This window comes from Arachidicoccus sp. (assembly GCF_050436765.1).
Taxonomy (GTDB): Bacteria; Bacteroidota; Bacteroidia; order Chitinophagales; family Chitinophagaceae; genus Arachidicoccus.
On the sequence record NZ_JBNQGD010000381.1, the window covers coordinates 1 to 8,789 of the forward strand.

The following is an 8,789-nucleotide window of genomic DNA, read 5'->3' on the forward strand; positions in this document are numbered from 1 at the left end:
TTCTTCTGTGTTTATAACACCTTCACTTACAGGACTTTCACTCACCTCTTCTATCTTTTCGGCAGGCCTCTCATCATTATTCCTAGGTATCTCCCCCTGATTTGTTTCATCAGACACAGGTACATATCCGTCCTGCCCTTCAGAATATTCATGATTGAATGCATCAAAATCGTAATCAGGCATCAAATCTGTTTTTACATAGTCTACGGCTTCGCCCAATGCCTTCACAAATTTATTAAAATCTTCTTTGTATAAAAAGATCTTATGTCTATCGTAACCTTCATCATTAAAGCGCTTTCTACTTTCTGTAATAGTGAGATAATAATCACTTCCACGCGTTTCACGCACGTCAAAAAAATAAGTCCTTCGTTTTCCTGCTTTAAGTCTCTTACTATAAACACTTTCTTGTTTCCGTTCGTTTTGTTCGTAATCCAAAATGTAAAAAATTTAGTTCAACAAATATCTTTTCTTTCTAAAACCCTCACAAATATAATATTGTTTTTATTTAAGCAAAAGTATTTGAAGAGTTTTTTTGCACAAAAGCGGTTCTTTAGAGGCTATTAAGCATATCCACCACTTTTTCGCGTCGCAAAATAAGATAACCGAGCCTGTCATTGCTAATACCATCTTTCAATTGGTAGCTAAAAATCAAGCTATCTCCCACAGCTTCCGTCTCGAAATAACGAAATTGTAAATTTGAATATTTTTGAAGGCCCTCTCCTATCTCATATAAATGCGTGGACAAAACAAATAACGATGTAGTCACCTTTCGTAAGCCTTCAATCACGGCGGTGCTGCACTTCATAGCATCTTGAATGTTGGTACCTTTAAATAATTCATCAATTAAAATCAGCCATTTTTTACCTTTATTTATTTTGCTTACGGTGGTTTTTATGCGCTGTACTTCGTTGAAAAAATAGCTTTCACCTTTTAAAGTATTATCCGAAATATCAATATTACTCAAAATACCATCGAAACAACTCATGTGCATCTTATCAGCCGGTACACCCATTCCCAGAGAAGCAAGGTAAACGGAAAGTCCTATAGCTCTTATAAAAGTGCTTTTACCTGCCATGTTTGCGCCGGTGAGAAATAAGAAATTTTCTTTTTCAGATAAAGAGAAACTATAGCCTACAGGCTGCTCTAAGAGTGGGTGATATAAATTTTCCGCAATTAATAATGGAACAGTGTTTTTCGTTACTTCTGGGAAATGGAGCTCAAGCATTTTTGTTGCTTTTGCCATACTATACCAAGCATCTATTTTGTAAAATAGATTTTCTAGTATATGTATTGAATTTTTATGCTGATAAAAGAAATGACCCCATTCAATATTATTCCGGGTGGTAAATGTATACTCAGCACTTAAGTGTATAATTCTTTGAAATAACGGCTTCTCTAACTGTAAGCGAACTTCTATGAGTAAATCTGCCAGAGGTTTTATCAAATGCTCGTCAAATAACAGATCCAATAACTCTTGCATACCCTGCAAGAAGGTCACAATATGCTTTACAGAATATTTCACCGTGTTATAATCACCTCTATTCAATAATTTATAGAAAAAACTATTTACTGTTCCAGAGGGATGAGGTATAGAGCCAACGGGAGATTCATAGTATTTATCCAACACCATCATTGTTCCATTGGTAATGGTTTCTGGGAATTGAGCCAAATGTTGAATAAATTTCTTTATAACATTTTGTGTATTTTTAATCTGTAGTTCATTATCAAATGGCTGTTGAAACAGCCTGGTCAACACCTCCCTACCACCCGAAGTGCGGGCAAAGTCTAATCGATGTAATAAACTGTCATGATCGTGCCTGCTAAAGACACCCAAATCATATAGAGTGGCTTGGTCTATATCCATATTTATATTTGGCTTTGGAATTATCTGTCAAATTGTAAACGTTTCCCTTTAATAGATTCATCAAATACTCCATTTCCATAAACTAAATGTCCACTCACAAAAGTTTTTTCTATTGTGGCGGGAAAAATAAAACCTTCCATAGGTGACCAACCGCATTTATACAACAAGTTCTCTTGTTTTACCGTATACTTTTTGTTCATATCTACCAATACCAAATCGGCAAAATAGCCTTCACGAATAAAACCTCTTTCCTTTATTTGAAAACAGCGCGCAACAGCGTGTGACATTTTTTCTACGACTTTTTCTAAAGAGATTTTACCCTCCTTTACATAATGCAGCATCAGCTGCAATGTGTACTGAACCAAAGGTAATCCAGCATGAGACTGCTCATATGAGGCATCTTTAAGCGGAATAATAATCCCATCCGCATTCCTTTCAAAACCTTTTTCGGATAAAAGATGTGGTGCATGGTCTGTCGCTATTACATCTAAGCGGTCATCTAACAGTGCCTGCCAGATGGCGTCGCGATTAAAAGGCTCTTTAATGGCCGGATTACATTTTATCAAATTGCCATATTGGGCGTAATCTTTTGCCGTAAAATGCAAATGATGCACACATACTTCAGCCGTAATTCTTTTTTCTTCTAAAGGAAGCAGATTGGAGAACAATTGCAACTCTTTCTCTGTCGTAATATGCAGGATATGTAAACGACTTCCATGTTTTTTGGCAAACTGAATGGCTTTGAAAGAAGATTCAAAGCAATTTTCCGCATTGCGGATTAAGGGATGATCAGAGGGTTCTAATTTAGGCTTCTTAGCTTTTAATGCTTCATAGTTCGCACGAATAATACGCTCTTCTTCGCAATGTGTCGCAATCAGAATTTCACATCCGCCAAAAACGCGATCCAGCACCAATGGATCATTAACCAACAAGTTTCCCGTGGAAGAACCCATAAATATTTTTACACCGCAAATATCATTTTTGCGCTCGTTCACTTTTAATATTTCGTCTATATTATCATTTGAGGTACCCAGATAGAAAGAATAATTAGCTAGGGCATTTTTACCGGCAATAGCATATTTTTGCTCCAATAACTCATGTGTAAATGCAGGTGGCACGGTATTTGGCATCTCCATAAAACTGGTGACTCCGCCGGCGACAGCAGCTTTAGCTTCGGTGTATATATCAGCTTTGTGTGTAAGTCCTGGTTCTCGAAAATGCACTTGATCGTCTATCACACCTGGTAAAAGGCAGAGCCCATCCGCGTTTATTTCAACAACATTCAAATTGGTTTGTATGTTTTTATCTATCCTTTCAATTCGACCACCGCTGATTAACACATCACCAATAATTGATTTACCTTCGTTCACAATTTCCGCATTCTTAATTAAATAGTTCTTCATAATTATTTTTATAAAATTATCCATGCAACACAAAAACACAGCAATACTTGCCATTTTTCTTGCACTTTTTGCGCTTAAAGTTAAGGCGCAATCCGATAACATTGAACTTAGTGACAAACAAAATATCTTAATCAACCGATTAGATATAAAATTTCGGGGCGATTCTGTAATGCAGTTTACCACAGTAAAACCCTACAGCCGAGAGCGTATTACAGAACGAATTGAAAGATTAGATTCGCTTTATAGAATGGGTAATCTAGGTAACACCCTCAGCAAAGTGGACAATTATAATATTCGGAGTTTACTCATGAATAATTCAGATTGGACCACTCATTATATAGATTCTTTCCGGGTAAAAAGGCCTATTTTTAATACATTTTTCAAAACACCCGCTCATATCTATGAAGTAAATAACCCAGGCAATTATAGCCTCGTTGTTGACCCAGTATTTAATTTTGAAGAAGGGCATTCGAGTGATGGAACAAATCTTTACGTAAATACTCGCGGCGTCAGAATTCGCGGACAGGTTGATAACCGCTTGGGATATTATTTCTTCTTTACTGAAAATCAGGAACGAGATCCGCTATATGTCAGACAGTACACCGGCGCACATTATAGTTTGCCGGGCAGAGGGTATTATAAAAACTATGGAACCAATGCCTTTGACTATTTTGATATACATGGTGGCGTTACTTTTCATGCAGGGAAATATATGGATTTTCAAGTGGGTTACGACAGATTTTTTATTGGAGATGGTTATCGCAGTTTGTTCCTAAGTGATAATAGCGCGCCTTTTTATTTTGTAAAATTCGGCTTGCAGGCAGGAAGAGTAAAATACATGGCTGTTGGCGCACAAACTACCGCTCCTTTTACACCGAATGGTGATTCCACCAGACCACGTAATTATATGATGTTTCATTATGTTTCTTGGCAAGCAACTAATTGGCTAAAGATAGGCTTCTATGAAAATACAATGTACAATTCTCAAATAAATGGTGGATTGCAAGTAAGCTACCTCAACCCTGCAACATTCAACCGCGCGATGTCCCAAGCAACAGGTAATAGTGCTAAGTCAAGTATAGGATTGGATTTCAAAACGAATTTTGCCAAACATTTTCAAGCTTACGGACAATGGCTAATAAATGAATTCCATATTGATAAGATGTTTGAATTTGGTAAGGGCAACTGGGTAAACAAAGAAGGTTTTCAATTAGGAGGAAAATATGTTGATGCTTTCACAGTCAAAAATTTAGACTTGCAACTGGAAGGAAACATTGTCCGACCATTCACCTATATGGATAAATGGACACAAAACAACTTTACACACTATAACCAACCTTTAGCGGATCCATTAGGGGCAAATTTTAAGGAGCTAATTGCAATCGCCAATTACCAACCTTTACCCAAATTAACCATTTCAGCTAAGGCCATTTTCTACAAAAAAGGGCTAGATACCACTGCCGCCTTTGCGACAGCGATTGATCAACCAAACAATGGGGGTGATCTATTTAGAAACTACAACGATATGCGAATGAGCCAAGACGGTTATTTCCCCGGTGGAGGCAATTACAGAGTGGATGCTCTACTTGGCTCATTAACAGCCTCTTATGAAATAATTCAGAACTTATTTATCGATGGCAATGTTACTTACCGTCGATATGATATCCAAAAACAGCCCAAAGATCATGTAAAGATGTTTTCCATTGGACTGCGATGGAATATGCCACGACGAGAATTTAATTTTTAATTTTTTTTAAAAGCAGGTGTCAGTCGCCTGCTTTTTTCTTTTTATCTTGCAAGTAATGAAACAATATGAACATTTATTTTTCGACCTCGATCATACAATTTGGGATTTTGAAGCCAATGCAAAAGATGCACTTCACGAAGCTTTCACGCAAAATGAAATTCACAACTTCGAAATTGAAAGCTTTAACTCTTTTTACGATAGATATAGTTTTCATAACCACCGTTTATGGGATAGATATACCAAGGGTTTTATAAAACAAGAAGAGTTGAAATGGAAAAGAATGTGGCTCTCATTGCTCGACTTTAAGGTCGCAAATGAACCTTTAGCGAGGCAACTAAGTCATGATTTTTTAGAAAAACTGCCTTTCAGAAAGAAGGTTTTCCCCTATACTTTTGAAATATTACAATATTTAAAAAACAAAAATTATCAACTCCATTTAATTACCAATGGTTTTGAAATTACGCAACATCAAAAGTTGCAAAACGCGGGGCTTAGAGACTTTTTTCAAGAAGTAATTACCTCTGAAGGGAGTGGAAGTCTGAAACCTAATAAAGAAATTTTCGAGTTTGCTTTGGCAAAAACAAGAGCGCCTTTAAGTAAAAGCATCATGATTGGAGACAATTTAGAAGCTGATATTAAAGGCGCCCGGAACTTTGGAATGGATACAATTTTTGTTAACCATATAAACGCGGAAGCATCGATAATTCCTACATTTACCATCAGACACCTACAAGAATTGGAGCAGATCCTCTAGATAATTATTAACTAAATGGATGGGTTTTCCCCATAGAGCTGCCAAAGTTCATCCACCGTTTTACCGGTTTTATCTTTCCAAAACTCCTTCGTATAGGTTTTGTCTCTTGCTGCGCTATTTAACTCTTTCACCAAGTTCTTATCATAGTTCTTTTCTATCCAAATGAAAAATCTGGCTGTCACCCGGTAAGCATCTGTATAATTTTGGCGAGCATTGTACCTCGGCAAAGTCCAGTCTGCAACTTGATTATTGACACCATATTCATTTCGAACAAAATCAGCAATGCCTTCCGTAACCCAACCCGGCACTTCATTCCAAGTATATCCCTGTACAATATGCATTACTTCGTGCGTAACTACGTCGACATCTTGCGGATGTTTAATCATCCATTCCGGATTTACACGTACAACATGGCCGCTGGTAGCCGCCACACCTTTGTAATCGGGATCAATGATAATGAACACTTCTTTCGAAGTATTTTTATTATACTCCTTTGCCTCTTTAGGATAAACTTCAAAAAAAGTTTCAATCATGTGCTCTTCTGTCTGTGTTGGGAAAGAAGCATCTTTATTAACAAAAGTGAGTTTATACCCTTTCTTTGTAACAGTTTTTCTTGACAGGTCATTCTTAGAATACGTAGTATTCCATTTCTGCTGTGCTTTCCCCAAGCAAGCAAAAGCGACCAATATCAAAACCAATGACAACTTTTTAATTTTTCCAAGCATGTTATTTTTCTTTTCAGGATAGGATTGATTAAAGTAAATCCATTTATATACAATCCCATTTAGTTATAATGTATTTTTTACATTATAAAGATAAAAAGCCCAAACAAGCCAAGTTGTCAATAAAGGAGGAATAGATTGTTAATGGAGTATAAATTGCTTCCATCTGAATCAAAATGAAGCCCTTTTTAAAATTAAAACCCCTTCTTCCGGTTCAATTAAAATCATGTATACAATATTAATGCTCTAGCCATTTTTTAGGTACGCACTTCTTTACGCATGAAAAGATAGTACGACAGAGCGAAGCAAAATAAAGTAGCAGCCACTAAACCTGTAACCTGCGGCCATACAACCATCAAGCTTTCTCTTAATGATAATGGAGATGGAATAGCTCCTGCCATCTGTTGCATCGTAAGTGGGCCAAGGCTTCTTACAGATGGCATCAGTAAAGTAACAACTCCATCCGAATAAGTCTGCCCTGGTGAAAGCCCTCTCAGCAATATTATTATATGATTATAGGACATTACCTGAGTAGCTGATAAAAAAGCAGGATCAGGCATAAATGCTTTCACTATTAGATTTACCAGCATTGGATAAAAAACAGTAAAAAACATCCAAATACCAATGGCCGTTAACGCCGAAGCCGCAGCTTGTCGAAATTTAATAGACAATAATATGGAAAGACCAATCCAAAAAGCTACATAAATAGTACTAATGATGACAAAAAAGATGATTCTTAAAAATTCTTGTGCTTCAATCCTTACGCCTGTAATCAACAGACCACCTCCCATCATTAATAAAGCCAAAGATAAAAACAGGGCACCTATAACTACAAGTGAACTAGTGAATTTTGCCAGTAAGACATTATCCCTATAAATCGGTTGGGCCATCAGTCGGATAAGTGTACCGTTATTTTGCTCCGCATTCATGGCATCAAAACCCAGACATATGCCCAAAAGCGGCCCTAAGAAACTAATGAAAATATGAAAAGGTGGAAGTGTACCGTCTGTGGTCGTTAGCAATTTTAAATACATATATAAGTGCGTGTGATGTTCACGCGAATCACTAATCGCGTTCCCAATATTGCTCAAAGAACCATACATCGCCCCTAAAAAAGTAAGGACCATCAACACCAACAAAACGACAAATCGCCAGCTATGGACAATATCCGCAACCTCCTTACGCATAATCACTGAAAATGGCGAACTGGTAGATTTATTCGTTTCTCTATTTTTTGCTTCGCTTGATGAATGACCTTTGAAATAAACCGCTTGATTTTTCATTTTCTAAATTCTCCTTTAGATTTTTTTCAAAATACCGTTGATAAATTTCGTCTAAACCGTAGACCCGCTTGTGAACACCTGTAATATCGAGCCCTTGCTGTACGCAGGTGCGCACTATTTCCGGAGTTACATCTTCTTCACAAAAAACATTTAGGTCGTTTTCGTCCGACAAGACCACCTTTTTAAGATGAGGTATTTGGGATAATTTTTCATTTATAGAATTGAAATCATTTACCTTGTTTTTGAATGTTACATTGGTTACATATGGGTCACTTGAAAATAGGTTACGTGCCAAGGTTTCGATATTGCCTTCGGCCAGCAATCTACCGCCAACAAAGATTCCTACTCTATCACAGACTTGTTGTACCTGATAAAGATGGTGAGAAGATAATAAAACCGTAAGTCCTTGCTGTCGGCTCATCTGTTTTATCAAAGACAAAAACTCCTTTACTCCACTTGGATCAATGCCCAGCGTAGGCTCATCTAAAATAATGACTTCAGGCTGTTTGATCAACACATCAGCTAAGCCAAGGCGCTGTTTCATTCCTCTAGAAAAAGTAGAAGCCTTTTTATGCATATCTCGCGAAAGACCAACATCCTTCAACATTGATTCACAACGATCTTTCACCTCCCTTTCAGGAATTCCATTTAGCCTGCCGATATAAATCAGATTTTCAAGAGCCGTAAGACTGTTATAAAAGCCCACACTATCGGGCATGTAACCAACTTTCACTTTTACTGCCAATGGATTTTTACTGGCAATCTGACCACATATCTTCGCCTCCCCGGCAGAAGCTTCAGTTAGTCCCAGCAACATTAATATGGTGGTAGATTTTCCTGCACCATTGGGGCCAAGCAAGCCAAAAATTTCTCCTTTATTGATTGAAAGTGAAAGATTATCTACCGCCTTTAAAGAGCCATAGTTTTTTGACAAACCATGCAACTCAATGATTGGAGTTTCCATAAGCTTTTACCTCCTACCGTATTTGCGAATTAAATAATAAATAATACCAATA

8 protein-coding genes are annotated in these 8,789 nt (G+C 37.1%); 2 read left to right on the plus strand and 6 right to left on the minus strand.

Features of this window, described 5'->3' with window-relative positions; genetic code table 11:
- The 3 genes from ACQR30_RS16020 to ACQR30_RS16030 form a co-directional block, all read right to left on the minus strand.
- Positions 1–435 (minus strand): DUF3276 family protein (locus ACQR30_RS16020; RefSeq protein ID WP_429736767.1); only part of this gene is annotated, 435 nt, incomplete at its 3' end.
- A 115-nt stretch (positions 436–550) separates the two neighbouring features.
- Positions 551–1,864 carry a MutS-related protein gene (locus tag ACQR30_RS16025; RefSeq protein ID WP_429736768.1) on the minus strand — a complete coding sequence of 438 codons (1,314 nt, stop codon included), beginning with the start codon at positions 1,862–1,864 and terminating at the stop codon, positions 551–553.
- A 20-nt stretch (positions 1,865–1,884) separates the two neighbouring features.
- The gene (locus ACQR30_RS16030; protein WP_429736769.1) at positions 1,885–3,267 is read right to left on the minus strand and encodes a dihydroorotase; all 1,383 of its coding nucleotides are present in this window, start codon (positions 3,265–3,267) and stop codon (positions 1,885–1,887) included.
- A 22-nt stretch (positions 3,268–3,289) separates the two neighbouring features.
- Here ACQR30_RS16030 and ACQR30_RS16035 point away from each other — a divergent pair, with 22 nt between their 5' ends.
- Positions 3,290–5,014 carry a hypothetical protein gene (locus ACQR30_RS16035; protein WP_429736770.1) on the plus strand — a complete coding sequence of 575 codons (1,725 nt, stop codon included), beginning with the start codon at positions 3,290–3,292 and terminating at the stop codon, positions 5,012–5,014.
- Positions 5,015–5,069: 55 nt separating this feature from the next.
- Positions 5,070–5,768 (plus strand): YjjG family noncanonical pyrimidine nucleotidase, encoded by a 699-nt coding sequence (locus ACQR30_RS16040; RefSeq protein WP_429736771.1) that lies wholly within the window; start codon positions 5,070–5,072, stop codon positions 5,766–5,768.
- Between the two features lie 11 nt (positions 5,769–5,779).
- On the opposite strand, the gene ACQR30_RS16045 is transcribed toward ACQR30_RS16040, so the two are convergent.
- From ACQR30_RS16045 to ACQR30_RS16055, 3 genes are all read right to left on the minus strand, one after another.
- On the minus strand, positions 5,780–6,493 hold the full coding sequence (locus ACQR30_RS16045; protein WP_429736772.1) for a basic secretory protein-like protein: 714 nt from the start codon (positions 6,491–6,493) through the stop codon (positions 5,780–5,782).
- Positions 6,494–6,747: 254 nt separating this feature from the next.
- The gene (locus tag ACQR30_RS16050; protein WP_429736773.1) at positions 6,748–7,773 is read right to left on the minus strand and encodes an ABC transporter permease; all 1,026 of its coding nucleotides are present in this window, start codon (positions 7,771–7,773) and stop codon (positions 6,748–6,750) included.
- On the minus strand, positions 7,718–8,737 hold the full coding sequence (locus ACQR30_RS16055; RefSeq protein ID WP_429736774.1) for an ABC transporter ATP-binding protein: 1,020 nt from the start codon (positions 8,735–8,737) through the stop codon (positions 7,718–7,720). Before ACQR30_RS16055 ends, ACQR30_RS16050 begins: the two co-directional genes overlap by 56 nt.
- Positions 8,738–8,789: the final 52 nt, after the last annotated feature.